This window comes from Nocardia sp. NPDC023733, from assembly GCF_040639775.1.
Taxonomy (GTDB): Bacteria; Actinomycetota; Actinomycetes; order Mycobacteriales; family Mycobacteriaceae; genus Nocardia; species Nocardia rosealba.
Map to the genome: position 1 here is coordinate 661,052 of NZ_JBFAAN010000001.1, position 24,661 is coordinate 685,712.

Annotated in this window: 25 protein-coding genes and 1 pseudogene; 12 read left to right on the forward strand and 14 right to left on the reverse strand. The window is 68.5% G+C overall.

Annotated features, from left to right (window positions below; all coding sequences use genetic code 11):
* Positions 1-65: 65 nt before the first annotated feature.
* On the forward strand, positions 66-518 hold the full coding sequence (locus tag AB0F86_RS02975) for a B-4DMT family transporter (protein ID WP_356984183.1): 453 nt from the start codon (positions 66-68) through the stop codon (positions 516-518).
* Between the two features lie 167 nt (positions 519-685).
* Here the strand turns inward: AB0F86_RS02975 and aroB are convergent, their stop codons facing one another.
* From aroB to AB0F86_RS02995, 4 genes and pseudogenes are all read right to left on the reverse strand, one after another.
* Entirely contained in the window at positions 686-1,801 is a 1,116-nt protein-coding gene (aroB, locus tag AB0F86_RS02980) for a 3-dehydroquinate synthase (protein WP_067493579.1), read from the reverse strand.
* Between the two features lie 653 nt (positions 1,802-2,454).
* A pseudogene (locus AB0F86_RS02985) lies at positions 2,455-3,096 on the reverse strand (shikimate kinase); the annotation flags it as partial.
* Positions 3,097-3,425: 329 nt separating this feature from the next.
* Entirely contained in the window at positions 3,426-4,634 is a 1,209-nt protein-coding gene (gene aroC, locus AB0F86_RS02990) for a chorismate synthase (RefSeq protein WP_356984404.1), read from the reverse strand.
* Positions 4,635-4,785: 151 nt separating this feature from the next.
* Positions 4,786-5,259: an A24 family peptidase gene (locus AB0F86_RS02995; protein ID WP_356984185.1), complete on the reverse strand. Its 474-nt coding sequence runs from the start codon at positions 5,257-5,259 to the stop codon at positions 4,786-4,788.
* 209 nt (positions 5,260-5,468) lie between these two features.
* On the opposite strand from AB0F86_RS02995, the gene AB0F86_RS03000 reads away from it, so the two are divergent.
* The 4 genes from AB0F86_RS03000 to AB0F86_RS03015 are packed head-to-tail and all read left to right on the forward strand — an operon-like array spanning position 5,469 to position 7,982.
* Positions 5,469-6,590 (forward strand): aminopeptidase P family protein, encoded by a 1,122-nt coding sequence (locus AB0F86_RS03000; RefSeq protein ID WP_356984186.1) that lies wholly within the window; start codon positions 5,469-5,471, stop codon positions 6,588-6,590.
* 50 nt (positions 6,591-6,640) lie between these two features.
* Positions 6,641-7,204 carry an elongation factor P gene (gene efp / locus AB0F86_RS03005; protein WP_067493585.1) on the forward strand — a complete coding sequence of 188 codons (564 nt, stop codon included), beginning with the start codon at positions 6,641-6,643 and terminating at the stop codon, positions 7,202-7,204.
* Between the two features lie 2 nt (positions 7,205-7,206).
* A complete protein-coding gene (gene nusB / locus AB0F86_RS03010; RefSeq protein WP_067636094.1) occupies positions 7,207-7,716 on the forward strand; it encodes a transcription antitermination factor NusB in 510 nt (169 codons plus the stop codon).
* 2 nt (positions 7,717-7,718) lie between these two features.
* Positions 7,719-7,982 (forward strand): YciI family protein, encoded by a 264-nt coding sequence (locus tag AB0F86_RS03015; RefSeq protein WP_356984187.1) that lies wholly within the window; start codon positions 7,719-7,721, stop codon positions 7,980-7,982.
* Here the strand turns inward: AB0F86_RS03015 and AB0F86_RS03020 are convergent.
* Positions 7,966-9,639, reverse strand: a complete 1,674-nt coding sequence (locus tag AB0F86_RS03020; RefSeq protein WP_356984189.1) for an FAD-dependent oxidoreductase — start codon at positions 9,637-9,639, stop codon at positions 7,966-7,968. The two genes, AB0F86_RS03015 and AB0F86_RS03020, sit on opposite strands and share 17 nt — an antisense overlap.
* 74 nt (positions 9,640-9,713) lie before the next feature.
* Between AB0F86_RS03020 and AB0F86_RS03025 the strand changes: the two genes are divergently transcribed.
* Positions 9,714-10,274 (forward strand): TetR family transcriptional regulator, encoded by a 561-nt coding sequence (locus tag AB0F86_RS03025; protein WP_225280636.1) that lies wholly within the window; start codon positions 9,714-9,716, stop codon positions 10,272-10,274.
* Positions 10,275-10,467: 193 nt separating this feature from the next.
* On the opposite strand, the gene AB0F86_RS03030 is transcribed toward AB0F86_RS03025, so the two are convergent.
* From AB0F86_RS03030 to AB0F86_RS03045, 4 genes are all read right to left on the reverse strand, one after another.
* Complete coding sequence (locus AB0F86_RS03030) at positions 10,468-12,549, reverse strand: NERD domain-containing protein (protein WP_356984191.1); 2,082 nt, start codon at positions 12,547-12,549, stop codon at positions 10,468-10,470.
* A gap of 108 nt (positions 12,550-12,657) precedes the next feature.
* Entirely contained in the window at positions 12,658-13,842 is a 1,185-nt protein-coding gene (locus AB0F86_RS03035) for a serpin family protein (RefSeq protein WP_356984192.1), read from the reverse strand.
* Positions 13,843-13,903: 61 nt separating this feature from the next.
* Complete coding sequence (locus tag AB0F86_RS03040; protein WP_356984194.1) at positions 13,904-15,877, reverse strand: UvrD-helicase domain-containing protein; 1,974 nt, start codon at positions 15,875-15,877, stop codon at positions 13,904-13,906.
* Positions 15,878-16,008: 131 nt separating this feature from the next.
* Complete coding sequence (locus tag AB0F86_RS03045; RefSeq protein ID WP_356984196.1) at positions 16,009-16,974, reverse strand: zinc-binding dehydrogenase; 966 nt, start codon at positions 16,972-16,974, stop codon at positions 16,009-16,011.
* Between the two features lie 106 nt (positions 16,975-17,080).
* On the opposite strand from AB0F86_RS03045, the gene AB0F86_RS03050 reads away from it, so the two are divergent.
* Positions 17,081-17,659, forward strand: coding sequence for a helix-turn-helix domain-containing protein (locus tag AB0F86_RS03050; RefSeq protein ID WP_356984197.1), 579 nt, complete (start codon positions 17,081-17,083; stop codon positions 17,657-17,659).
* Positions 17,660-17,677: 18 nt separating this feature from the next.
* Here the strand turns inward: AB0F86_RS03050 and AB0F86_RS03055 are convergent, their stop codons facing one another.
* Positions 17,678-18,301: an alpha-ketoglutarate-dependent dioxygenase AlkB gene (locus AB0F86_RS03055; RefSeq protein WP_356984199.1), complete on the reverse strand. Its 624-nt coding sequence runs from the start codon at positions 18,299-18,301 to the stop codon at positions 17,678-17,680.
* A gap of 104 nt (positions 18,302-18,405) precedes the next feature.
* Between AB0F86_RS03055 and AB0F86_RS03060 the strand changes: the two genes are divergently transcribed.
* The 3 genes from AB0F86_RS03060 to AB0F86_RS03070 are packed head-to-tail and all read left to right on the forward strand — an operon-like array spanning position 18,406 to position 20,451.
* The gene (locus AB0F86_RS03060) at positions 18,406-18,873 is read left to right on the forward strand and encodes an alpha-L-fucosidase (RefSeq protein ID WP_356984201.1); all 468 of its coding nucleotides are present in this window, start codon (positions 18,406-18,408) and stop codon (positions 18,871-18,873) included.
* Positions 18,827-19,855 (forward strand): alpha-L-fucosidase, encoded by a 1,029-nt coding sequence (locus tag AB0F86_RS03065; protein WP_356984203.1) that lies wholly within the window; start codon positions 18,827-18,829, stop codon positions 19,853-19,855. Before AB0F86_RS03060 ends, AB0F86_RS03065 begins: the two co-directional genes overlap by 47 nt.
* Positions 19,852-20,451: a TetR/AcrR family transcriptional regulator gene (locus AB0F86_RS03070; RefSeq protein ID WP_356984205.1), complete on the forward strand. Its 600-nt coding sequence runs from the start codon at positions 19,852-19,854 to the stop codon at positions 20,449-20,451. The genes AB0F86_RS03065 and AB0F86_RS03070 overlap by 4 nt, the downstream gene beginning before the upstream one ends.
* Positions 20,452-20,470: 19 nt before the next feature.
* Here AB0F86_RS03070 and AB0F86_RS03075 read toward each other — a convergent pair whose 3' ends face one another.
* Positions 20,471-21,274: an LLM class flavin-dependent oxidoreductase gene (locus tag AB0F86_RS03075; RefSeq protein ID WP_357171623.1), complete on the reverse strand. Its 804-nt coding sequence runs from the start codon at positions 21,272-21,274 to the stop codon at positions 20,471-20,473.
* Between the two features lie 160 nt (positions 21,275-21,434).
* Between AB0F86_RS03075 and AB0F86_RS03080 the strand changes: the two genes are divergently transcribed.
* Positions 21,435-21,929, forward strand: coding sequence for a VOC family protein (locus AB0F86_RS03080; protein ID WP_356984207.1), 495 nt, complete (start codon positions 21,435-21,437; stop codon positions 21,927-21,929).
* Between the two features lie 16 nt (positions 21,930-21,945).
* The gene (locus AB0F86_RS03085; RefSeq protein WP_356984209.1) at positions 21,946-22,737 is read left to right on the forward strand and encodes a MerR family transcriptional regulator; all 792 of its coding nucleotides are present in this window, start codon (positions 21,946-21,948) and stop codon (positions 22,735-22,737) included.
* Between the two features lie 30 nt (positions 22,738-22,767).
* Here the strand turns inward: AB0F86_RS03085 and AB0F86_RS03090 are convergent, their stop codons facing one another.
* From AB0F86_RS03090 to AB0F86_RS03100, 3 genes are all read right to left on the reverse strand, one after another.
* Complete coding sequence (locus AB0F86_RS03090) at positions 22,768-23,145, reverse strand: hypothetical protein (protein WP_225280646.1); 378 nt, start codon at positions 23,143-23,145, stop codon at positions 22,768-22,770.
* Between the two features lie 133 nt (positions 23,146-23,278).
* Positions 23,279-23,842 carry a GNAT family N-acetyltransferase gene (locus AB0F86_RS03095; protein ID WP_356984211.1) on the reverse strand — a complete coding sequence of 188 codons (564 nt, stop codon included), beginning with the start codon at positions 23,840-23,842 and terminating at the stop codon, positions 23,279-23,281.
* Between the two features lie 132 nt (positions 23,843-23,974).
* Positions 23,975-24,265 (reverse strand): hypothetical protein, encoded by a 291-nt coding sequence (locus AB0F86_RS03100; protein WP_225280648.1) that lies wholly within the window; start codon positions 24,263-24,265, stop codon positions 23,975-23,977.
* Positions 24,266-24,661: the final 396 nt, after the last annotated feature.

Below are 24,661 nucleotides of genomic sequence, written 5' to 3' on the forward strand. Positions count from 1 at the left end.
ATCCGTTGCCGCGCCGATCCGCGAATTGGTACCGGTTCTAGTTTTGTCCGATTAGGGTGATGCCCATGACCACTTGGCTGTTGCGTGCCATCGCACTCGGGGCGACAGTGGTCGCCCTGCGGGTTCTGCTCGGATTCGCCATGGCGGCCCTGCCGACCTACGGCATCCTCTGGCGGGCTGCCTGCCTGATCGTGATCGTCGGCGCCGCCATCGCCTGGGGCGCGCGCGACGCCCGCTCCGCCGACGGCACCGACCTCACCGTCCGCTGGCTACTGGCAGGCATGGTCGCCGGACTGGGCAGCGGCGCGGTGTGCTGGATTCTCGACCAGATCCCGTCGGTCGAACTCGGCGACGCGGGCGCCCTGTTCGAACTCACCTCCGCAGCGTCGTTCATCATGCTGCTGGTGTTCCTGCCCGCGATGATCGGCGTGGGTTACGGTTACGGCCGTGCCCGGGCGCGCAGATCAGCCGCGAAGCCCCAAGCCGCCCCGGAGCCGGTCCCCGCTTACGCGGGATAGGCGGACGGCGTACCGCTGGAGGTGTGGTCCAGCGGTCGACGCCGCCTGTGCGCTGTGGGCGGCTGCGTCGAACTCGCCGCAGGGCGTGCCGCCTGCCTACGCGGGGTAGGCAGGCGGCGTCTCCGAGCGCGTTGCTCGTCCACGCGTGGTGGAGGTGCGGCCCGAGCTCAGAGCAGGATCGCGCCGCTCGTCGGGGTCTCGCGGGCGATGGCCGAGTAGGCCGCGGCGAGCAGGCTCGGGTCCGGGCCCTCGAGGCGGCCGGGCTTGGCCAAGCCGTCGAGCACCACGAACCGGAGCACGCCGGAGCGGGTCTTCTTGTCGGTCTGCATCGCGTCCATCAGCTGCGGCAACGCGTCGGCGTCGTAGCTCACCGGCAGGCCGACGCTTTCCAGGATGGTGCGGTGCCGGTCGGCGGTCGCGTCGTCCAGGCGGCCGGCGAGGCGGCCCAGTTCGGCGGCGAACACCAGGCCGACCGACACGGCCGCGCCGTGACGCCAGCGGTAGCGCTCGCGCCGCTCCACCGCGTGGCCGAGGGTGTGACCGTAGTTGAGGATCTCGCGCAGGCTCGATTCCTTGAGGTCGGCGGCGACCACGTCGGCCTTCACCTGGATGGCGCGGCGGACCAGTTCGGGCAGCACCTCGCCGGTGGGGTCGAGCGCGGCCTCCGGATCGGCCTCGATGAGGTCGAGGATCACCGGATCGGCGATGAAACCGGCCTTGATGATCTCGGCCATGCCCGCGACGATCTCGTTGCGCGGCACCGTTTCCAGGGTCACCAGGTCGACGAGGACGGCGCTCGGCTCGTGGAAGCTGCCGACGAGGTTCTTGCCCGCCTCGGTGTTGATGCCGGTCTTTCCACCGACCGCGGCGTCGACCATGGCCAGCAGCGTGGTCGGCACGTGCACGATGCGCACCCCGCGCATCCAGGTGGCCGCCACGAAGCCCGCGAGGTCGGTGGCCGCGCCACCGCCGAGGCTCACTACGGCGTCGTTGCGGGTGAGCCCGATGCGGCCGAGCACCTCCCAGCAGAACCCGGCCACGGCCAGGTCCTTGCCGTCCTCGGCGTCGGGGATCTCGATGCGGTGTGCGTCGATCCCGGTGTCGGCCAGCGCCTTTCGCACCGCCTCGGCGGTCTCGGCCAGCGGCGGCTGATGGAAGATCGCCACGGTCCGCACCGCATTGCCCGCGGTCACCGCCTCGACGAGGTCGCCGAGCAACCCGCGACCGATGATCACCGGGTAGGGATCGGCGGTACGGACCTGGATGGTGGTCGGCTCTGTCACGTGCGCTGCTCCGATTCTCTCGGGTCGTTGGTCATACGTCTTGTCGCTCGCCGTCGCGGCCGCGCCCGCCAGGAACCCGGCGCCGGTTCCCCGGGCCCTCGATCAGCAGGTGGCTGACCCCCACGCTGGTCGGTCGGGCCTGCGGGTGCTTCGGTGCCGGGATCGGTCGCCGAACTCCGGCGTCCACCTGCTTGATTTGCACCACCACCACGCCGACCGCGTGCGCCACGTCTGCGGTTGCCGGATGATTCCTTGCCGCCGGATCTGCGACCGGTGACCGTCGGGGAGTCGTCGGTGCCGGCAGGGGAGCCCTGGGCGGTGGCGGAACGCGTATTCGGCTGGGACTTGCGGCCGCGCCGGTTCGTGCGGGTGGTCTTGGGGTTTTCGGCGGCCGGGTTTTCGGCGGGTGCCTCGTCGGTAGGTGCGGCCGTGTCGGCGGTCGGCTCGCCGGTGCGGGTGGAGTCGGTCGCGCTGCCGACGGCACGGGACCGGCTGCCGCGTCGGCGCGAGCGGTTGCGGCGCGAGCGCCTGCCCTCACCGGCCGGCGGTGTTTCACCGGAGGCGGATCGTCCCGGCGCGGATCGTGCTGCGGCGGAAGCGGTTCCGTCGTTCTCGGTCTGGGCCGCGGGTGCGGCAAGGGTCTCGCCGCGCCTGGCGGCTGCTGCCCTGGCACGGGATCGTCTGCGCGCTTTGGAGCGGTTGCTGCCGGAGCCCGGTGTGGAAGGTGAAGGGGGAGTGGGCTTCGTGGTTTCGGCGGTACGCACGATGTCGGTGCGCACCGATTCGAGTCCCAATCGTGCCAGGATCATCCGCACCACCCGGCCCGGACTGCGACCGTCGGTGCGCACGCGCACGGTAGCGACCTCTTTGTAGAGGGGGCGCCGCTGCTTCATCAGCTCGCGGTACTTCGCGGCGGGGTCGGCGCCGTTCAGCAGGGGACGGGCATTGCTCGAACCGGTGCGCCGAAGTCCTTCGCCCACACTGATTTCCAGGTACACCACGGTGGCACCGCGCAGCACCTCGCGCGTGCGCGCCGACAGCACCGACCCACCGCCGAGCGACACCACGCCCTCGTGCTCGAGCACGGCCCGCCGCACTACCTGCTCCTCGATACGGCGAAACTCCGGCTCACCGTCTTCGGCGAAGATCTCGGGAATGCTCCGCCCGGTCTCCGCCTCGATCCCCGCATCGGTATCGAACAGCTCGACACCCAGTTCCCTGGCCAGCTTGCGCCCGATCGTCGACTTCCCAGAACCGGGCGGCCCGACCAACACCACCCGAGCACGCGCGACGATCCCGTCCTCGCCACCGGAATCGGCGCCCGGTGACGTGGGCGCGTTGTCGTCAGCCATGTCCGCACCTGCTGCGGGCGCGTTCTCGCCACCGGAGTCTGCACTCGGAGCAGTGTGCGCAATGTTCCCCCCGACCTCCGCGCTGAGGGCCGTGGCCGAGGCGTCGTCCCCGGCCTCCGGACCGGGTGCCGTGGTCGAGTCGGCGCCCCCCGTCCTCGCACTGTGGTCGGATGCCGTGCTCGGGTTGTCGCCGCTGGTCGCTGTGCCGGGTGCGGTCGTCGGTGAGGGGCCCGCGTCGGTGTGGCGCGCGGTCCCCTCCTGGCCCGGCGTGGTCACGACGTGCGGCTGTCCGCGGGCACGTGGGGACGGCTGCTGATCCGCTTGATGTAGCTGCTGATGTTGTCGACAGTCTCGGCCAGCGAATCGCCACCGAACTTCTCCAGCGCGGCCTGCGCCACGACCAGCGCCACCATCGATTCGGCGACGACGGCGGCGGCGGGCACCGCGCACACATCGGAGCGCTGGTGGATGGCGACAGCTTCCTCGCCGGTGGACATGTCGACGGTCGACAGCGCACGCGGCACCGTCGAGATCGGCTTCATCGCCGCACGCACCCGCAGCGCCTCGCCGTTGGTCATGCCGCCCTCCAGACCGCCCGCGCGGTTGGTCGAGCGCAGCACACCGTCGGGACCGGGACGCATCTCGTCGTGGGCCTGGCTGCCGCGGCGGCGCGCGGTCTCGAAACCGTCGCCGACCTCGACACCCTTGATCGCCTGAATACCCATGAGCGCGGCGGCGAGTCGCGAGTCGAGTCGCTGCTCACCACTGGTGAACGAGCCGAGTCCGATGGGCAGCCCGTCGATGATCACCTCGACGACCCCACCGAGGGTGTCGCCGTCTTTCTTGGCGGCCTCGATCTCGGCGATCATCGCCGCTTCGGCCTCGGCGTCGAACGCGCGCACCGGGCTGGCGTCGACGGCATCGAGATCCTGGCGACCAGGCACGACGCCGGTGGTGTTCGCGGCGGTACCGATCGACACGACGTGCGAGATCACCTCGACGCCGAAGGCCTGGCGCAGGAAGTTACGGGCAACGGTGCCCGCCGCCACGCGAGCGGCGGTCTCCCGGGCGCTGGCCCGCTCGAGCACCGGGCGTGCGTCGTCGAAGCCGTACTTGAGCATGCCGGAGTAGTCGGCGTGTCCGGGGCGCGGACGGGTGAGGGGGGCGTTGCGCGCCATGCCTTCCAGCGCTGCCGCGTCGACGGGATCGGCCGACATCACCTCGGTCCACTTGGGCCACTCGGAATTGGCGACCTCGATCGCGACCGGACCGCCCATGGTCCGCCCGTGGCGCACGCCACCGACCAGGGTGACCTTGTCGGCCTCGAACTTCATCCGGGCGCCGCGCCCGTAGCCGAGCCGGCGGCGCGCGAGCTGTGCGGAGACATCGTCCGATGTCACCTCGACTCCGGCGACCATCCCTTCCAGGAGGGCGACGAGAGCGGGACCATGGGATTCTCCGGCAGTTATCCAGCGCAACACGCCGACCATCTTCCCATGTCGGCGCCCGTGGTCGGGCACGTGGTCCGCAGTGACGAGCGGCACGTCGGTGGTGTGCCTGCTCGCACGCCCAGCAGACCGTCACGCCGGTGCTGTGCGGACGGTGTCGCGATTCGGCGCGTCGGCGTCGCTGTCACGCCAGCGCCATCGCCGTCACCGTGGCCAGACACATCGCCGGACCGTGGGGCACCACCCGGCGTGAGGTCACCTGCCGCGCGCCCTCGACGGCGCCGCCCGATACCGAACGCAACCAGTGCCTACCCAGCACCACAGCCGCCGCCACTGCCGTGAGCAGTGGCGCCGCGACGGCCGCCCACGTCCACGCGGGTGGGCCGGCCAGCGCGGCCGCCGCGCCCAGCGCGATCGCCAGCTTCACATCACCGGCGCCGAGCGCGGCGGGCGCGATCAGATGGGTGACCAGGTAGGGCATGGTCAGCAGGGCGGCACCGATCAGCGCCGTGGTCAATTGCCCGGTGTACCAGGCGAATCCGAAGACGGCGACCGCACCCGCGCCGGTGAGCGCGTTGGGCAGGCGACGAGCATGGACATCGATCACGCCGAGGAGCAGACACCAGGCGATGAGCAGGCAGAACGCGGCAGTAGTCATGTGTCGATCGTGCTGGTCCGAGCGGCGGCGATCGAGGCCTCTCTGCCGAATGTGGACAACTTCCGCACATGTGGACAGCCTGGTCTCCAGAACTGCTGTCGCACACGGACTCCGCCGAGGTCGGCGCAGGAAAAGCCGGTGCCACGCCCGGAACCGAACATGGCGCACTCGATGCCCACGTGTCCGTGGTTCGGCGGTAGCGTTGTCTCATGTGTGCTGACTACACGGGTCCCGACCACGCGGCACGGCGTGGCGCCCTGCGGAGCCTGCTGGTGGAGAACGGCGTCGACGCGCTGCTCGTGACCGATCTGGTCAATATCCGCTATCTCACCGGCTTCACCGGCTCCAACGCCGTCCTGCTCGTGCACTCGTGGGACATGCGTGGCGCCGAGGACCGCACCGTCATCGGCACCGACGGCCGCTACGCCGCCCAGGTGACCGAGCAGACCCCGGATCTCCGTGCCGAGATCTCGCGCGCCACCGCCCGGCGCATCCTCGAGCTGGCCGGCGAGTGGCAACTCGGCCGCGTCGGCTTCGAAAGCCACGTGGTGACGGTCGCCGAGCACGAGTCGTACGGGGAACTGCGCACCGGGCTGCAGCTCGTGCCGACCTCCGGCCTGGTCGAGCAGCTGCGGATGGTCAAGGACGACTACGAGGTCGAGCAGTTGCGGGCCGCGTGCGCCGCCGCCGACGCCGGGCTGGCGTCCCTGCTCGAGCGTGGCCTGCTGCGGCCCGGGCGCACCGAGCGTCAGGTGGCGAGAGATCTCGAATGGGCGATGTTCGAGCACGGCGCCGAGGCCGTCTCGTTCGAGACGATCGTGGCCGCGGGCGTCAATTCGGCCGTGCCGCACCACCGGCCCACCGGTGCGGTCCTCGCCGAGGGCGACTTCGTGAAACTCGACTTCGGCGCGGTCGTCGACGGCTATCACTCCGATATGACGCGCACGCTCGTCCTCGGTGAACCAGCCGGCTGGCAGCGCGAGATCTACGAACTGGTCGCCCGCTCCCAGCAGGCGGGGCGCGAAGCGCTGAAACCAGGTGCCAAGACCGCGGAGGTCGACGCCGCCGCCCGCGTGGTCATCGAGGGCGCGGGCTACGGCGCGCAGTTCGTGCACGGCCTCGGACACGGCGTCGGGCTGCAGATCCACGAAGCGCCCGGAGTGGCCAAAACGAGTACCGGTACACTTCTGGCAGGCGTGGCGGTGACCGTCGAACCAGGTGTGTACCTTCCCGGCCGCGGCGGGGTCCGGATCGAGGACACGCTCGTGGTGCGCGAAGGGGGCCCGGAACTGCTCACCCTCACCAGCAAGAACCTGACCGTCGTCGAGTGACGACGGCGCCCCCAGAGACACGCAGTAACGAACGAGGAGATCCGAAGACAGTGGCGGACACCAGCGACTTCAAGAACGGCCTTGTGCTGAAGATCGACGGTCAGCTTCAGCAGATCGTCGAATTCCAGCACGTGAAGCCGGGTAAGGGCCCCGCCTTCGTGCGGACCAAGCTGAAGAACGTCGTGTCCGGCAAGGTCGTCGACAAGACCTTCAACGCGGGTGTCAAGGTCGAGACCGCCACGGTCGACCGTCGCGATATGACCTACCTGTACCACGACGGCTCCGACTACATCTTCATGGACGGCGAGACCTACGACCAGATCTCCATCCCGGAGGCCACCATCGGTCAGGGTGCGCGCTTCCTGCTGGAGAACATGGGCGTGCAGGTCGCCGTGCACGAGGACGCGCCGCTGTTCGTCGAGCTCCCGGTGACCATCGAGTTGCTGGTGCAGCACACCGACATCGGTCTGCAGGGCGACCGCTCCACCGGCGGCACCAAGCCCGCCACCCTGGAAACCGGCGCCGAGGTGCAGGTCCCGCTGTTCATCAACACCGGTGACAAGCTGAAAATCGACTCGCGCGACGGCAGCTACCTCGGCCGCGTCAACGCCTGATCGTGGCGGACTCCCCGGCAGACAAGAAGGGCTCGTACAAGAAGCTCGGTGCGCGCCACAAGGCGCGTCGCCGTGCCGTGGACATGCTGTTCGAGGCGGAGGCGCGTGACGTCGACGTCTCCGATCTGCTGGCCGAGCGGGCCGAGCTCGCGACCCGCGATCAGAGCGTGGCCCCTGTGCACCCGTACACCAACACCCTGGTCGAGGGCGTCGCCGACGACCTCGACCGGGTGGACGGCACCATCGAGTCCTACCTGCAGGACTGGACCCTCACCCGGCTGCCCGCCGTGGACCGGGCCATCCTGCGGATCGCGGTGTGGGAGCTGTTCCACGCCACCGATGTGCCGCCGGTCGTCGCGGTCGACGAGGCCGTGGAGCTGGCCAAGGAGCTGTCCACCGACGATTCCCCGTCGTTCGTGAACGGTGTGCTCGGCCAGGTCGTGCAGGTGGCGCCGCAGGTGCGGGCCGCTGCGGCCGCGACACGGGCCCCTCGGCAGGAACCTGAGGCCTGAGCGTGGCCAAGTACCTGGTGATGGCCCGGCGCACGCCCGGGTTCGACGCCTCGGTCATCGAACCGCACCGCGAATTCCTGCGCGACCTGCTCGCGAAAGGGAAGCTGCAGGAGAGCGGTGGATTCAGCGACGGCACCGGCGGCGCCTATGTGGTGCTGGCCGAAAACCTCGACGCCGCAACGACAATCGTGCACTCCGATCCGCTGCACACCATGGGTGCTTCGGAACTGACCATTCACGAATGGACGATCACCGTCTCCGCGTGATCCCGTTCCGCCGACAGCCGCGCGCTCGACCGAGCGTGCGGCTGTTCGCTTTTCCTGAAGGTGGCAGGGTCGTCGACAGCGTGCGGACCAGGTAGTCGGCGAGGACACGGCTGTCGGTACTGCGAGCAGCGATGTAGCCGTCGGGTCGTATCAGGATCAGCGTGCCGGGTTTCGCGTGCAGCAACCGCCGCGCCTCGACGCTGACAAACACGGATACGGTGTCGGTGCAGGTTGCGGAGTCCACGACGAGGCAGGTCAGGACATCTTTCTCGTCGGCGAACTCGCGCAGTTTCGCGGCAGTCCGAGCCCCGAATCCCAAGATGGTCCAGTGGGTTCCACGAGTGATGTCGAACAGCCGAGCTCGTGTTCCGTCGATCGTTGTGCCTCGGGCATCGGGAGCGCGGTCACCCGGGCGTGGGCCGCGCCGGCGTGAGGGGTCGGTGAGGGTGAGGGGTGAGTCCGGGTAGGCGACAGCGAGCTGATCGGTCTTCGCCAGCAGTTTGACCATCACCGCGGGGCGCTTCACCAGCGGGAAGATCACATGATCGCGGAGGAAACGGCGCACGCCGCGCAGCCCGAACACGGACTCGAACCCACGTGAACTGCCCGCGAGCACCTTGGCTGCGACCGGGATCCGCTCCAGCCCATAGCTGTCGAGCAGCGCGTCGTCTGCGCCGGCGAGTACCGCGGACAGTTTCCAGCCCAAATTGTAGGAATCCTGGATGCCGGTGTTCATGCCTTGCCCGCCCGCCGGGGAGTGCACGTGCGCGGCGTCGCCGGCCAGGAAAACCCGGCCGTACCGGTAGCGGTCGACCATGCGAGCGTTGAAACGGTAGCGCGACAACCAGGTCGGCTCGGAGAGCGTGACATCGCGCCGGCCCGAGCGGGTCGCGAACAGCTCACGGAAGGTCTCGAGGGTCGGCTCGGGTACTGATCCATCCTGAGCGGGCCGCACATTCGCCTGGAACTGCCACGCCCCGTCGGCATGCGGTAGCGGCGAAACAGCGAGATAACCACTGTCTTCGGTGAACCAGGCGTACGCGGCATCCGAAGCGAGTCCGGCGATGCGCACATCGCCGACCAGGAAGTACTGGTCGTCGTGGGTGCGACCGGTCATCGTCGCGCCCAGTAGGTGCCGAACCGTGCTGTGCCCGCCGTCGGAGCCGACCAGATACCGGGCCCGCACGGTATCGCCGTTCTCCAATACCGCGACGACACCGTCGGCACCCTGTTCGATCGACGCCAACGCGGAATCGAACGCGACTTCTCCGCCGAGTGCTTCCAGGCGGTCTCGCAGCGCCTGCTCCACACGCCATTGCGGCAACAGCACGAGGTCGGGATACGGAATGCCTGGCCGTGGACCAGTTCCGGCGCTGGTCGCGAGTTCGACGGTGAACTTCTCGCCCTGGTGCAGGCGCAGCGGCAGCCCGGTCTCACCGGCAGCGAGGATCTGGTCGATCACACCGAGGTCGGCGAGCACTTCCAAACTGCGCGGCTGCAACCCTTTTCCGCGCGAGCCGGTGGCGGGACCGTCGTTGCGGTCGATTATCCGGTGGCTGACACCGCGCCGCGCCAACTCGAACGCGAGGGTCAGACCGGTCGGGCCCGCACCCACCACGAGAACGTCGGTGTCGTGAACATTGTTGCCTTGCCTCATCGGAACCACCCCTACTTTGATCTACTACGATGTAGTAGATCAAAGTAATACTACGATGTAGTAGAATCAAGGGCGTGCCGAAGAAGACCGATCGACGGGAACGATTGGCGGATGCCGCTCTCCGCCTGATAGACGAGATCGGGCTGTCCCAGGTAACCCACCGCGCCGTCGATAAAGCGGCCGATGTCCCTCCCGGCACGACCTCCAACTACTTCCCGACGCGAGCCGCGCTGTACGCGGCCATCGCCCGCCGTATCCTCGATCAACAGTCCGCTGCCGAAAGCCGGTTCCCCGCAGGTACATCCGCCAGCCCCGGGCAAGTCGCCGAACTTCTCGCCGACGCCGTCGACGCAGGAGCCGGCCCCGCCCGCAACCGGCATCTGGCCCGGTTCGAGCTGTCGACCGAAGCGGCTCGCAATCCAGAGTTGGCCGCCCTCATGCGGGAATTGCGCGCTGTCACCGTCCGCACCCGCGCCGCCCAGATCCGTACCGCGTACCCGCATGCCACCGACGAGCAAGTCGACGCCGTGGTTTCCCTCCTCACCGGAGTCGCCTTCGACCGTATCGCTCTCGGCGTGCCCGACACCGACACCGCCGCCATCGTCCGCGCTGTCTTACAGGGGTACTTCGAGTAAGCGACGACGACCCTGCTCTGCCGTGCTGCCTGCAACCCGGACATCGGCAGGACGGGCCGGTGGGTCCGACGGCCTCCGCCGGTGGGTGTACGAGGAAACCGGCGGAGGCGCGGCCGCGCCGGGTAGCGCGGTGTCGGGTGTGCGTGTGCACCCGATGATCCTGCAACCTCGAGTGGGCTCGAGGTCAAGAGGGTCAGCGGCGGGCGTGGACGAGGGGGGCGAGGAAGCTTTCGATCTGTGCACCCGACGGTTGACCGAGGCGCCTGCCCAGATAGTCCGGTGCGTCGCCGGCGGCCCGGCAGCGGTCGGGGTCGGTGTTGGCCGGGTCGTTGGAGTAGCGCTCGCCGAGCATGGTCGCCTTGGCGACTTCGCGTCCGGTGCGCAGCTCGTAGACGATCACCTCGTAGGTGGCGCGGAACAGGTTGACCGTGCGGCCCACCGGTGTGCCGGGCGAGGGTGCGTACTGGCAGGTCTGGACGAGGTCGCGCAGTTCCAGCTGCTTCATGCAAGCGATGAGCTGCACCGATGACGGGTCGGTCGGGCGCCACGCGCTCGAATCCTCCGGCCGCACCATGCTCGTGAGATGGCCCGAGAGATAGATCGGCGCCACATCGCCGCGCTGGTAGGGGGCGGCGTTCGGGAACGGCTTCTTGTCCGGCCCGCACATGCGGTCGTAGTCCGACATCTCGAATCGGCTCGCCTGCACCGCCGTGATGGCGAAGAACCCGGCCCCGAACAAGAAGATGAACAGGATCAAGCCGAGCCCAGCACCGATCTTCGGCAGACTCCTGCCGCGCTCCGCACGCTCGCGAACGGGGCGGTTCTGCCAGCGTTCACGCAGTGATGGTCCGCTCGGCCCGGTGCGCCGGAGCGATCCCGTGCGCCGGAAGTCGCGCCAGCGACGGCGCAGCGACGGGCGCCGCGCGGGTTGCTCGTGGCCGACCCAATCGGTCCAGTTACCCGAATTCGACGAGTGTGTATCGGTGCTCGACGGGGTGCTCCAGGAAGCGGCGGCCGCACCGGACGACCAGCTTTCGCCGCGCGGCTGGTTGGTGTCAGCGGGGCGGGAAGCATCGTGCCGCTCATCAGGTTCCACCGCCGTGCTCGAATCGTGCGTCGGCGTGGGGGGAAGGCGTTCCGGTTCGCCTCGGCCGCTCTTGCTCAGCGAGATGACGTGGTCGGAATCGCGATCGTGGACATCGTCATCCCGCCGCCCGTCAACCGGCTCCTCGGTTTCGCCGCGCAGCGGCGGTGCACTGGAGTGTTGTGCAACGGCCTCGCCGCTCCCGGGTGATGCGGCGCGCTCCGGGGATGCCGAATCAGCCGATATGTCGGTCGAATTCGGTACCTGACCGCTCGTCACCACATCGTCGGGTGGTCCCGCACCAACAGGTGCCGATTCCTGTTCGGCAGGGGTAGTCGCTGTCGCGGCGGAGGTCGGCGCAGGCGCGGACCGATGCGGCCGGTTCGCCAGCCGGTCGATCGCCGCCAAGAACGCGGGCGTCGGCGACTGACCCGTCCCCACCGGATCATGACGAGTCGCCTCGGCTTTCTCGTCCTCGGAATGTGTTGCCGCCGAGCCGGACAGTGAACCGAGCTCCGCCGGTGACGCGGGCGCCGCGGGCCGGCTGGTGGCTGCCGCTTCGAGTTCGTCCGGGAACCCCTGCGCCGTCAGTTCGTCGGTCGAGGGGAGCAGGTGCCCGAGATTGAGGGCCGTGAAAACCCGCGCGACGTCCTCGACGCTGAGCCGAACGGTTCGCCCGATCTCGGCTTCGAAGTAGTCGTGCAACGCGGTGAAGTCGTCGCGGTCGACGATCACCGCACGGTACCCGTCGGCGATGCGTGTTTCCTCGATGGTGATCTGGGCGCCCGGCTGGGGGACCAGTGCGATGACCGCGTTCACCCAGCCGAAGATCCCGGACTGCTGCAGCAGGCTTTTCGCCGCGAACACCTGCCTGCGTACCTGCACGAACGGGTTCGGCACGCGCGCGGCGTGATACAGCGCCGCCGGGGCGCCGTCGATGGTCCAGGGTCCGTTCGGTGGGGTGGCGAGGGTGCCTTCCTGGCGGGTGGTGAAACCCTTGACCTCCAGGATGGTCACGGTCTGCGGGGTGCACACCAGCGCGTCGACCTCGACCGACCCGCCCCGGTTCTCCGGCACATGGCAACGGAAGACCGCGACGCCACCGGCCCGGAATGCCTCGTCGCGGATCGCCGCACCGACGATCTGTTCCGCGCCTTCGAGTTCGGTCTCGTCCGCGACAACGACGATCACCACGACCCCCTGAGCACCCGACTGCGGACCCCTACCAGAATACGGCCTCCCCGTGCCGTTCCGAATCCTGTTGCCGAGCAACGTGTTCGGTAAGAATGATTACCCATCTCACCACGGCGCGCTTCCGGGCGGCCGTGGGTCCTCGCCCGCCGGACGTTCCCAGGTGAGTGGGGGTGTGGTGACCTGGCCCGCGACGAGCACCAGCCCGGTCGGCCGGTCGACGGCGAGGAATCCGAAGGGCCGATCGATATTCACCGAGGTGATGGTGGCCCACTCCATCTGCGGCATCCAGCCCAGGGTCACGGCGGCAGCGGTCACCGCGGCCGCCTCGAAACCCGCGGCGTCGAACCGTGCGATCACATTCTGCGCCGCGGCCTCGACGGCGAGCGGGAACGAGCTGATGCCCGGAAAATGCCCTCGCGAAGAATCACGGGCGGCGGAGAGGCCGAACAGCGCGGCGTGGTCGAGAAGATTGTGGTGTGCGGCGATGTCGAAGGGCGGAAGCGTGAGGACAACAGAGTCGCCGTCGGCGGTCTCACGTCGCTCGACGGTCAGACAGGGGGCAGTCGTTCCCAGTGGGAGGTCAGAGGTGGCGGGCAGGGACCCGTCGAGTGCCGCGATACCCGCCTCCACGGCATGGCGAGGGTCGGCACCGATCAGGAGATGAACATCCAGCTCCCCACGACCGGCGACGATCACCCTGGTGACGTCCGAACCGAGAACGGACACACTGCCATCGGGATAGCTGCTCCGGTACAGCCCGGTGCCGCGATGCCCCTGCCAGGGACCGGTTGCGGGCATCCACAGAATCTCGTCGAACGGCGTGACCCACTTGGTCCGCGCCAACAGGGCTGTGGCCAGCGCGAATACGGTCGAAGGCGAGATCGGCACCGGGAATTTGCCGATCAACCCGCCGGTCTGCTCCCGCGCCCAAGCATCAAGTGCCGCAGGATCACCCAGTTCGCCGACGGTTCCGGTCGGCATACCGGCGATCCATTCCGGGCGCACAGGCAGACCAGCCTTCGCCCATGCGCCGATCGCCGTGGACACCTCCCGGGAATCGTCGAGGGATTTCAGCATCGCCAGCCCGGCCGCATGCGCCTCGTCGGCCGGAATCCCCAGGGCAGCGGCCAATTCGGTCCTGGCCGGTCCCTCCGCCGCATCCGCGAGTACGGCGAGCAACGGCCACAGCCCGGCCGCCGACACCGCCGTGTTCGCGCCCCCGAAGGTGGTGCACCACCGCGCCGTGAGCTCGTTGGCCGAGCGGACGTGTGGCATCAGCAAACTCCCCATGGGCGCCGATCTTACGACCAACCACCGACAACTCGTCGTCTTCCCACGGCGGCGCAGCCGATCAGTCGCGAACGATCCCCAGCCAGACATAGTCCCTGGCCCGGGTCACCGCGACGAATTGCTGACGCATCAGCAGGTCGTAGCGTTCCTGCTCGGCATCGGTGCGCGGCGGTGGCGTGGGTTGGGTGAACGGGTGGATCACCGCCTGGAAGTCCAGCCCCTTCGCCCGGTACACGGTGCCGACCTTGACGCCGCTGTCGGTGTCGGCGCAGCGGTAGTCGACGAGCTCCTGTGCCGCGATGCCCCATTCGCGCAGCGTGCGCAGGACGGCGTCGGCCTCGGCGTTGGTGATCGTGATGACGGCGGTGTCCGACAGCGAGATCCCCTCGGCGACAATGCGTTCGAGCTGGCGCCGAAGATGGTCGGGCAGTTCGGCGCTGGTGCAGGTGATCTGTTCGGCGTAGCCGTCGGGCAGGACGGCATCGGTGAGGTCGAGGCTGTGCCGGTCCGGGGTGTCGACATCGTCGACCGGGCAGGCGCCGTCCAGGCTCGCGGCCAGTTTCAGGATCGCGTGCCGATTGCGGTAGTTCTTGGTGAGCTTCTCGCTGCGACCGACGATATTGATGTCGGCATCGATGAAACGCCAACCGCCCGCGTAGATCTGCTGCTGGCGGTCCCCGACGAACAGCAGCGAATTCGATTCGTCGCCGGTGAGCGCGTGCACCAGGCGCACTCCCTGCAGGGTCATGTCCTGCATTTCGTCGACGACCACCATCGCGTACGGCCGCGGCAACGGGTTGGTGCGCAGTTCGTCGAGCGCGGCGGTGATGACGTCGTTGCCGTCGTAGCACTGGCGTTCGGTGCGGATCCGCTCGTATTCCACGTACAGATTCCACACGTGTACGCGCTGGCTGGTGCGCAATGCGACGCGCCTGCCCCGGCGGTCCAGCCCGTCGTAGGCGGCGAAACCCGCCTCGGTGGGTGGTAGGCCTCGGCCTTTGATCACCCGATCGATCTCCTCGCGCCAGTAGCGGGGATCGGGGGCGGCGTGCGTGAGCGGGCTCGAGCGGCCGACCTTGGCCCACGCGCGATTGAACGCCGTCTCGGTGCGGCGCAGCTCCATCTTGCGGTGGATACCGCGTTCGGCGAGGAAGTCCTGCGCCCAGGAGTGCAGGTTGGTGAATTCCGCGCGACCCACCGTCGGCAGCAGGCGGGCGAACGCGGATTCCTGGCACGGCGGCAGGTTCTTCACCAGTGTGGTGAACAGCAGCGGTCCCGTGCTGCGGCGCGCCCGGTGCGCCATCCGGTGCAGCGCCAGCACGGTTTTGCCCGATCCGGCCGGGCCGACGATGCGGGCCGGCCCGTTGTGATTACGGGTCACCAGGGCGAGCTGGTCGGGATCGAGGAACGACAGCCAGGTCGGGAACGGTTTGCGCAGCGCACCGGTCAGATTGTCGGTGCGCAGCGACTCCACATCGAGCAGACCGTCGGCCTCGGTGGGTGCCTGTTCCGGTTCCACGCGGGGCACCGCCCGGTAGTCGGAGTTGCGTCGCGCGGTGTGTTCGGCGAGCGCACCGGCCAGCCGGGCGGGCGTCACGGGCTTGCGACTCAGCAACGACCGAACCGTGGCATCGGTGCACACCACGAACCGTCCGTCCGCGCCGGTGTGACGGCCCGGTGGCAGCACGAACACCAATTCGACGGTCTCGCGCACGAATTCGTTGCCGTTCGGCCCGATCTTCACGCCGGTGAACATCTGTTCGGCCTGTGCCCGCAACCGTCGGATCTGCGCCTCACCGGGCAGTTCGTCCACCACGTTGACCGCGAAAACGCCACCGGGCCCGACGATCACCGCATCACACCGTCCCGCGGGCGCGGGCTGCCGACGATGCAACAGCAGCCGCCAGCGCTGTCGCCCGGCCAGGAGTACCGACGTGTAGACCCCACGCGACCGCCCCGGCATTTCCTCGACGGTCTCGGCCAGCGCCTCCTCGGCCCGTACCCGCAGAACCTCATGATCATTACTGGAAACCATCACGCCACCCCACTGTTCCGCGCACTCCAACGCCCCTCCAGTATCATCCGATACCCAAGCAACAGAACGCATTTCGGACCAAGAGGTGACCGCGGACCCACACCCGACCGGTCGGATTGCCGACCGCTGATTCACGGTCGCAACAACACGCTGCCCATCGCGACACGATCCTCGAGCATCCGATGCGCCTTCGCGGCGTCGGCCATCGGGAGTACCGCGTCCACCACGGGAACCAGTCGCCCCTGCGCCGCGGCTTCCAACGCCGCCGCACCGTGTGCGGCCACCGTGGCCGACCAGGCCGGACCCGCGCACCCGGTGAGCGTGAGCCCCCGCAGGATCAGATCCGCCGCCGCGACCTGTGTGGGGGCTCCCGCGAGCCACCCGTAGCTGAGGATTCGACCCCGCAGCGGGGTGACGAGGTCGAGCACGGGTGTCAACGAGTCGCCGCCGATCGAATCGAAGACGACGCCGAGGGTGTCGTCGCCGAGCAGTGCCGGTAGTTGCCGCGCCCAGTCCGGTGCGTGGTGGTCGACGACCTCGTGCGCACCGTTGGCGCGGGCCAGTTCGGCTTTCGCGGGACCGCCCGCGGTGGCGATCACGCGCAGTCCCGCCGCCGCGCACAATCGGGTGAGGCTCGCACCGACTCCGGTCGCCGCCGCCTCGACGAGCACCGTCTCACCTGCGCTCGGCGCCGCGGTGTCGAACAGTGCGGTCGCCACCGACCCGGCCATCAGGATCGCCGCGGCGGCATCCAGTTCGAGACCGGCCGGGACGGCAGTGACCGAATCCGCCGCCACCGCGACATATTCGGCATACGACCCGTATCCGGGCGTGGACACGACGACCCGTGAACCGACGAGCCCTGAATCTATGTCGGCACCGACCTCGACCACGGTGCCCGCTGCTTGGAACCCGAACACCGCGGGAAGTCGCGCGGGAAACGGGAAGGCTCCCGACCGCATCAGGGTCTCCGGGTAGAGCACCGGGATGGCCTCGATCCGGACGAGTACCTCACCCGCCGCTGGTCGTGGGGCGTCGACTTCCGCGACGACCAGGACTTCGGGTGCGCCGACGGTGGTCATTACGATTGCTTGCAACGGAACTCCATAAGTTGACTGACGGTCCAGTTCTCTCGGTGGGAGACGATATGGACCGTCGGTCAACTTTGTCAACGGATCGGCATGTGCCGAGGAAATGAGTGCGATGGGCGAGGGCCGTCGGGTCGAACGAGCCGATGCCGCGCGCAACCGGCGGGCAATTCTCGAGGCGACCATGGCGCTGCTCGACGAACACGGCGCCGCCGGAGTGACCATGGACCGGGTCGCGGCGGCGGCGGGGGTCGGGAAGGGCACCATCTTCCATCGTTTCGGTAGCCGCTCCGGCCTGCTCTACGAACTCATCGCGGAGGGGGCGACCGAGCTCATGACGCGAGTGCTCGACGGTCCGCCGCCGCTGGGTCCCGGCGCGCCCGCCGGTGACCGGTTGCTCGCGTTCTTCGATGCGATGACCTGTCTGGTCACCGACCATGTCGAGCTCATCGCTGCCTATCGCGCGATGCCGCCGCATCCGCGCACCGAGGAGTTCCACGCGTTCTGGGCCGAGCACATCAGCACGCTCCTCCAGGAGGTCAGGCCGGATCTCGATGCCGAAACCGTTGGTGCGCTGCTGCTTGCGTCGATCGGTGGCGACCTCGCCCAGCAGATGGCCAGGGCTGGGGAGGTCGCGCGGCTACGGGCGGCCGTTCAGGACATGGTCCGCTCGGTGCTGAACATTCCCCGGTGACGAGCCGGGGGCAGCAGTTCAGCGGACGCCGCGAGGGCGGAACTGGATGCTGATGCGTGGGCCGACCGGGCGCGTGGTTTTGGGGACGGCGTGTTCCCAGGTGCGCTGACACGCGCCGCCCATGACGAGCAGATCACCGTGACCTGCGGTGAAGCGGACGCTGGCGCCGCCACCTCGCGGGCGTAGGAGCAGGGCGCGGGGGGCGCCGACGGAGACGATCGCCACCATGGTGTCGTGGGTGGCGCCACGGCCGATGGTGTCGCCGTGCCAGGCGACACTGTCGCGACCGTCGCGGTAGAAGCACAGCCCCGCGGTCCGGAAGGGTTCGCCCAGTTCGGGCAGATAGTGCTCGGTGAGGGCATCGCGCGCCTCGACCAGCATCCGATCCGGCAGGGGATCGTGTTCGCCGAAGAAGGAGATCAGGCGCGGCACGTCGACCACCCGGTCGTACATCGGCCTGCGTTCGGCGTGCCACGGCACCCGCTCGGCGAGCCGATCGAACACCTCGCTCGCCCCGCTCAACCATCCGGGCGCGACATCGACCCAGGCGGTGGCGTCGAGCTGGGTCCGCCGGAGAGCGTCCAGCGAACCCAGCGCAATCGCCTCACCGTCGAACAGTGAACCTTGCAGGGGCATCGACATGACCGCCATTCTAACGCGCATTCGAACGTATGTTCGCATTCGGCTCCAGTTTGCTCAGTCGTGCTATTTTTGCTCGGACAAGCAAAAATCGGGAGGAAGTGGTCGTGGCATACGCCCCGGACCGGGAATCGCTCGGACAGCGACCGCTTCCCGAGTGGTTTCGCAAGGCCAAGCTCGGCATCTTCGTCCACTGGGGCCTGTACTCGGTGCCGGCCTTCGCCGAGCGCACCGAGACGGATTACCCCCGGTTCATGCGGGAACTGACGGCGGGGGAGACCACCGCCGACCGGATCCCGTACGCCGAGTGGTACCTGAACTCGATGCGGGTTCCCGGCTCGCCGACGGCAGTCCATCACCAGACGACCTACGGGGGCGGCTACCCCTATTCCGAGTTCCGGAGACGGTTCGACGCGGCGGCGGAGTCGGTCGACTTCACCGAGTGGGCAAGCCTTTTCGCCGAAGTCGGCGCGCGGTACGTCGTGCTGGTCACCCGTCACCTCGACGGATATCCGTTGTGGCCCACGGGTGTCGCCCGACCCGCACCTTCCCGTCGACTACCGCTCTGGGCGTGATCTGGTCGGCGATCTCACCGCGGCTGTGCGGGCCGAGGGCATGCGGATGGGGCTGTACTACTGCGGCGGAATGGATTGGACGTTCCGTGAACAGCCGCTCAGGACCATGGCCGACCTGCTCCGCCATCAAGCGCTCGGCCCGGAGTACGCCCGCTATGCGGCGGCGCAGTGGCGGGAACTGATCGATACCTATCGGCCGTCGATCCTGTGGAACGACATGGGCTGGCCCGCCGAGACCGATCCGCACGAGCTCATGGCCCATTACTACGACACCGTCGCCGACGGCGTGGTCAACGATCGCTGGATGCGGACAACCCTTCCACGCAACCGTGTGGTGCGTGCCGCCTACCTGAGCTTCATCGGTGGCGTGACGAAGGCGATGTCCAAGTGGGGCAACGGGATTCCCGAGCCAGCGAAGAACTTCCACTACGACGTGGAGACCCGCGAGTACGCGACTCCGGCCACCCCTCCGTCCGGCGCATGGGAACTCACGCGCTGCCTGGGCCGGTCGTTCGGGTACAACGCCGAGGAAACGAGTGCGGACACTCTCGGCGGCGGCGAGCTGATCTACCTGTTCGCTGATGTCGTCGCCAAGGGCGGGAATCTGCTGCTCAACGTCGGGCCCGACGGTGCGGGCCGAATTCCGGACCTGCAGTCGCGCCCGTTGCGTGCGCTCGGCACCTGGCTCGCGCGCAATGGGGACGCGATCTACGACACCGCACCCGCGCAGCGACCGGCGACGACCACGACACGCGACGATCAGGTCCGCTTCACCGGTAAGGAGGGAACGCTCTTCGCGATCGTGCTCGCCGACCAGCCCACCGGCGAAGTCACCCTGCGTGATCTGCGGATACCGCCGTCGTCCACGATCGGGCTGGTGGGCGGAACCGCCGAACTGCGCTGGTGCGAGCGCGACGGCGATCTGGTCGTCGACCTGCCCGCCGACACGCAACAGCACGCCTACGTCTTGGCGGTCCGGTGAAGGGCACGGCCATCGAGCGCGCCCGTCGCGCCCAGATCGTGCGCGCCGCGATCGACGCCATCGCCGAAACAGGCTATGCGGGTGCATCTTTCAGCGCCATCGCGGAAGCGGCCGGTCTGAGCAGTACCGGCCTCATCTCCTACCACTTCGCCCGCAAACAGAACCTGATGGACGAGGTGATGCGCACGATCCTCGCCGACTTCACCGCGTTCGTCTCCGCCCGCAGCGACCACGGCGGCCCGGCTGAACGGCTCGCCGCGTTCGTCACCGCCAACTGCGAGTTCGTTCGCGACCACCGCAATCACCTGGTGACGATGCTGTGCCTGCAAGCCGCCGCACCGGACCCGGAATCACGGTCGCGACAAGCTGATTCGGATCGTGCGAAGCTGGCCGAACTGTTCACCGAGGGGCAGGCCGCAGGTGATTTCCGTGAGTTCGATCCCGACCTGATGGCCGGATTCGTCCTGTCGCTGCGCAACGGCGTCATCCTCCGCGCCGCCGCCGAACCCACCTTCGACCTGTCCGCCTGCGCCGCCGAACTCCGCACGACCATCCGGCTCGCGACAGTCGGACCACGCTCGAAGTCGTGCGGGTGATCGGCATTCCCGCGATGCCCTATGTCCAGGCGAGCTCGGCGACCACCGGGGCGAACCGTTCGGCGAAGTCGGCACCGACAACGATGTAGGAGAAGCCGGCTTCCTCACGACGGCGCTGGATTTCGTCGATGGCGGCGGCGGGGTCGTCCGGGAGGACGGTCAGGGCGTCGGCGGCGCGGAGTGCGGCGGGATCTGTCGCGGGGTGGGCCATGTGCGGGGCGACGGTGTCGCCGATCACCGGGACGGCCAGGGCCAGTTCGGGGCCGTTGTCGGTGCGGAATTCGCGGGTCAGCCGCTCGACCTGGTTTCGGGGCTTATCGCCGAGCGGGAAGGTGACCGTTTCGGCGATCTCGGCCGCCAGGGCGCGTGCCTTCGGGCCGTACACCGCCATCGCCACCGGGGTGCGCCGGTCCGGGCCGTCGAGTTCGCGCAGGCGGTCGACGGTCTCCCGGATGTGGGCCAGCCGTTCGCTCGGCGCAACGATCGGCAGACCCTTGTCTCGCAACTCGTCCTCGATGCCACCGCGTCCGGTGCCGATTCCCATCTCGAACCGGCCGTCCGTCAGGAGCGACAGCGAATGCGCTTCCCAGGCCGTCAGCCATGGCGCGCGCAGGGGAGAGGCGTACACCCAGGTCCCCACGCGCAGATCTGTCAATGCGGCAGCGGTGGCGAGCATGGGCCCCGGCGCTGGTTGCGTGAGCGGAAAATCAGCGACCAACAGAGTCGAATACCCGAGCCCGGCGATCCGCCGAACCCGCTCCCGCCACACCTGCGCCTCACTCCTGAGTGGCGCGACAACCCCGAACCGAAACTTCCTGACCATCTGCGAACACCTCTCCGTCGACGTCTGACGCATGTTCCGACGACAACCCGGCTCGAAATTCATCGCCGACTCGCTCGTGCGACTGTCCGACCGGGGACTTCGGTGCGTGCGACGCGGCAGACTTGACCCTTACGTAACGTCAGGGTCGACGATCACTCGTATGAACTTTCCAGCTTTCGAGATGAGCCCAGTGCCCGTTCCCGGTCCCGACGCCGTTGCACCGCAACCGTTCCGGGGTATCTACGGGATGCCGATGTTCGTGATCATGCCGTGTACCGATATCGCGAAGTCGGTGGAATTCTGGGTGGAGGGGCTCGGGTTCTTCGAGTTCTTCACCGCGCCGGAGCAGGTGACGCATCTGCGGCGGTGGGCGTTTCAGGATGTGCTTCTCGTGCCGGGGGCACCGGCGGACGGACCGGGTGGGCTCACGGTGAGTTTCTCCTGCGTGCTCGACGAGATCGACGGCATCGCCGAAGCGTGCGAGCGGGCGGTGCCGGGATGCACGGTCGGACCACGGGTGATGCCGTGGAATTCGATGGAACTCGAGGTGGTGACACCGGAGCACACGCGTGTGGTGATGACCGCGGCCCGCCCGTACGACCCGGACAGCCCGGCGGCCGAGCACCTGCGGTCGATGGGTATCGAAGGGCCCTGACGGCACAATGGTGGTCGTGACCACCTCGCCACGCACCGTCGGCGCCACGGCGCGGCTGCTCGGTGTCACCACCCGCACCCTGCACCACTGGGACGCGATCGGGCTGGTCTGCCCGTCGGAGCGCAGCCCCGGCGGGTACCGGCTCTACAGCGCGGCCGAGGTGGCGCGCGCCCACCGTGTGCTGGTCTACCGCGAACTCGGCGTACCCCTCGACGACATCGCGGGCCTGCTGGACGCACCGACCGCCGATGCCCTCACCACCCTGCGTGAGCAGCGTGCCGAACTCGAGGCCCGCATCCATCGGCTACGCGGGATGGCCGACGCGGTGGATCGGCTGATCGAAGCACGCGAGTCGGGGATCCTGCTCCCCGCCGAGGATCAGGTCGCGATCTTCGGCGAGGGATGGGAACCGACGTGGGTGGAGCAGGCCCGCGAGCGCTGGGGCGAGACCCCGCAGTGGGCGCAGTACGCCGAACGCGTGGCCGACCGCGCCCCCGAGGACTGGCGCAAGATCACCGACGACCTGTCCGCCCTGCACACCGACCTCGCTGCGGCACTGCGCCACGGTGTCACACCGGGCAGCCAGGAAGCCGACACCCTCGCCGAACGGCACCGCGCCTCCCTCGCGGTCTATTTCGACTGCACCCACGCCATGCACGTCTGCCTGGCCCGCACCTACCGCACCGATCCCGGCTACACCGACTTCTACGACTCCCTCGCCCCCGGCCTGACCGACTGGCTGTGCGCCGTCATCGATGCCAACGCCCGAGCCAACGGCATCGACCCCGCGACCGCGACCTGGAGTTGACTACGGTCCTCACAAGGTGAGGGCGGCGTTTCAATTCGCGAGGGCGACCAGACCGGCGCCGACCAGTGCCACCAGTGCGATCACGTCGGCACGGGCCACCCGAAGGGTTCGCGCGTTGAGCCTCCCCGGCCCGATCACCGCGGTGAGTACGAGAAACGTAGCGGTGCTGACGATTCCGGCCGTGATCGTCAAAGCCCTGGCGGCCGGCACAACAGCACCGACGACCAACCCGAACCCCACCATCGCGAGCAACACCGCGCGATGACGCAGGAGAAGCTCCAGATCCCGGTCCGTGACGACGGTGCCATAGGCGGTGCTCGCCCGTCGCGGCGACAACGCGACCACACCGGGCACGATGTGCAGAATTCCGACGCCTACCAGCAGCGTCGCGACAATGCCTGCTCCCACCTTGCGCTCCTCCGATTCGCCTACCTGAAGTCGTGCAAGCATGTCCGGTCCGGGTCGCCGTCCACTTCCGTAAACGTGTCGTATCCCGGCGGACGCCTTCGGCGGCGGCACGCGGTTTCCTCGAGAACGCGCGTCACGAGCCATGTGCGGTGGTCGCCCAGACCTGATAGCGACCGGAATCGCACGGAGCCTCGGCCGCGCGCACACCGGTCTCGACCAGGCGGTAACCGAGCCTGCGAGGCACTGCCGCGCTGCGGACATTGGCCGCGTCGCAACGGATTTCGACGCGCTCGATGTGGGGGAGTGCGAGGGCGGCGGCGGTGAGCGCACGCGCCGCCCGGGTGACCACGCCGCGACCGGTATGGGCGACGTGACACCAATACCCGATTTCCAGTGCTCCGGCCGCCACACGGTCGTGCAGCCCGATCCCACCGACGACTTCGCCTGCCGCAGTGAAGATTCCGTACAGATACCCGCCGCCAGGAGTCGGCCACCGCGTGCTCGATATCTCGATGGAAAGCCGCTGATCCTCGCGCGTGGGTGGTTCGGCCGCCCACGCCATCCACTGGTGCAGGTGCTCGTGCGAATCGATGAGCGCGCCCAACCGGCTGTCCACGTCGTCCAGTCGCCACCGGCGCACGACCAGATCACCCAGGTCGATACGCGCCGGCGGCGTCGCCGCGATGTCGATTTCCATAGTCGATGGTCGCCGCACCGGGAACGCCGCGTCAAAGCGTTTTCACCGAGCGGTCAGGGCGACACACGCGTGCGCGCGGCACCGACCTGGCCTGGGCCGCCGACCGTGAGAGTTCCACGGTCGGCGGGTGGCTCAGCTTCCCTGGGTCAGATAGTTGTAGATCTCGTGGATGGTGACGGTGGGCTGGGTGGTGATCCCGGCCTCTTGGCTCAGCGGCCCGATGGTGGTCTGGGCGAACTCCTGGAACTGGCCTGCGGACTCCCACACATCGGTGACATGAAAGCCGTCATCGGTCTTCCTGACCAGATGAAAGATCATCCCGGGACCGCCGGGCCCTCCGTGCTCGAACCCCATCTTCTTTATGACCTGGTCATATTGCTCCATCGTCGCGCCGGGGAAATCGAGTTCGACGGCAACAGCCATAACGTCATCTCCTTGTCGGAAGGTGCGGAAGATCCCGCGAAACAGCCCGCCCGCGGCGCAAAGTCCAGCGGTCGAGCAGGAGGGAGCGACTACAGGCCCGGCTCATCGAGAGGGGGTCGCGAAGATCACCATGGCCCGGCACTCCGATCGGACCACGCTGCGCTGAACGGCGACACCACCTCCGCGCTACCGTATGTGGTGCGCATCACAGTGTAGTCGGCGCTCCGGTGACCGACAAGACAGCGCACTGTCGCCCTGCGGCTGGAAATCACCGCGCTCGCAGGGCTTTCGATCGGGCTGTGATCGTCACCGCACCCACGGTCGCCACCCGCGGCCCGTGGCCGTGCTCACAGGCGGGACGACCTGGTCAAAGGCGGGTTCCGACGCTGATAAGGT